This is a genomic window from candidate division KSB1 bacterium (assembly GCA_022562085.1).
Taxonomy (GTDB): Bacteria; Zhuqueibacterota; Zhuqueibacteria; order Oceanimicrobiales; family Oceanimicrobiaceae; genus Oceanimicrobium.
In genome coordinates, this window is record JADFPY010000012.1 from 1 (window position 1) to 1,538 (window position 1,538).

2 protein-coding genes and 1 pseudogene are annotated in these 1,538 nt (G+C 40.8%); all 3 read right to left on the reverse strand.

Annotation, left to right across the window (positions count from 1 at the left end):
• A pseudogene (locus IH879_02140) lies at nucleotides 1-564 on the reverse strand (insulinase family protein).
• A gap of 216 nt (nucleotides 565-780) precedes the next feature.
• Nucleotides 781-1,116: a hypothetical protein gene (locus tag IH879_02145; GenBank protein MCH7673737.1), complete on the reverse strand. Its 336-nt coding sequence runs from the start codon at nucleotides 1,114-1,116 to the stop codon at nucleotides 781-783.
• A 4-nt stretch (nucleotides 1,117-1,120) separates the two neighbouring features.
• Nucleotides 1,121-1,462 carry a hypothetical protein gene (locus IH879_02150; protein ID MCH7673738.1) on the reverse strand — a complete coding sequence of 114 codons (342 nt, stop codon included), beginning with the start codon at nucleotides 1,460-1,462 and terminating at the stop codon, nucleotides 1,121-1,123.
• Nucleotides 1,463-1,538: the final 76 nt, after the last annotated feature.

Below are 1,538 nucleotides of genomic sequence, written 5' to 3' on the forward strand. Positions count from 1 at the left end.
TTTGGGTCTTCCATAGCACCAATGGTTTCCCATGAGTAGTGATGGTGAGATGGGTAGGTGGAGTGTGCGATGGAATGCCAGATCTTTCGTCCGTAAGGTTGATTTTCCCCTTGTCGCTTCTCATTCTGAACTACGCCGCGTTGTTCGTCAAGCCTTTCTTGGTCAATTACGCCAAGTAGATGGCCCATACGATCCGACTCCATCCAGAGTGCGACATCCAAGGCCGAAGTAGGCACATTTTGAAAGTAGTTAGTTCGGATCCTTGTTGGTCGTACCGTTCAAATCCGTAGCGCCAACTCGCTCTAAAGCCTGAAAATAGTCATCGTTAAAGTGTTCGCTACCGTTGAACATGAGATGTTCAAATAGGTGGGCAAAACCGGTCTTTCCGGATTTTTCGTTTTTTGACCCCACATGATACCAAACGTTCACCGCAACAATCGGTGCTTTGTGATCCTCGTGCACAATGAGGGTAAGTCCGTTCTTAAGTACGAACTTCTCGTAAGGTATATCAATCTTCGCGGGCGTTTCCCTTGTCCGCACCAGAATTGGCAAACAACAACGCAGGTATTAGGAAGCACACAAGAATGACCAAGATGGATTTGTGTCTCAACATGGTTCCTCCTTTTATTTTTGGTAAAAGATTGAAAGTGGATTTCTTAACAAGATATTAGCACCTGAACACGAGAACACTTGACCACGAAAACACTTTAACCACACGTTGGGCTTACATCCCCTGCGAACTATTTAGCGTAAGGGTTGTTATGAAATTTTATGAACCACTTAAATTTTTCTGTTCCTGGCAGCAAAATTGAAATGATTAAAATATTTTTCCCATAAAATTTCAGAAGATGAGAATTCATTGTTGCCGTAAAAATAATCCAAAATCACTTCTTTTAATCTAGCAAGCTCTTTAATGTGAGACTTAACCGTTATACAATCAAGAGTTAGAGAAATAAGTTCTAAGGCTCTACCAACAGACTTCAGACAATATTTTTCATTATTCTTTCTTTTCCAATTCAGTGCCCGGCTGATCTCGCTGCCTATATTTGCCATTTGTTCTGACAAAGACATCTGGGCCCAACGCCCTTCTGCAAGACTCTTATGTTGAAATTCCATTACTTTACCTTTTTATCCATTTATTTGTTATATCAATAATTTTCTTTCGAATTGATTCGTCTTCCACGGCACGACTATTATTTCCCTGAGTGGGTCTTATATTAATCATCGAGTCATATTCAATAAAATCTTCGCCTTCCATCTCAGGGTAATAATTTATTCCCCAAAGATTCTTCAGTTTTGATTCTCTCTCGATGCAATACGCTTCAAGATCAGAATGCAGCTCCGCATCAATGGCTACTATTCCCAGATCAACATCAACGACAGCTTTAACCATCTCTCCAAAACCAACCTCTGCTATTGATTTTAATTCATCAATTGTTATTTCTTTATCCAATATTGTCATTCTTTCTTCTCCTGATAAATTAAGTAGTGTTTTAGGGCCGCTCCGGCTCCTCGCCCTGAAAAACGGGTCTCGCCCT

What these genes read in the sequence shown, in the direction of transcription:
- IH879_02145 (MCH7673737.1), bottom strand. Translation starts at nt 1,116, where the DNA reads ATGGAATTTCAACATAAGAGTCTTGCAGAAGGGCGTTGGGCCCAGATG.
- IH879_02150 (MCH7673738.1), bottom strand. Translation starts at nt 1,462, where the DNA reads ATGACAATATTGGATAAAGAAATAACAATTGATGAATTAAAATCAATA.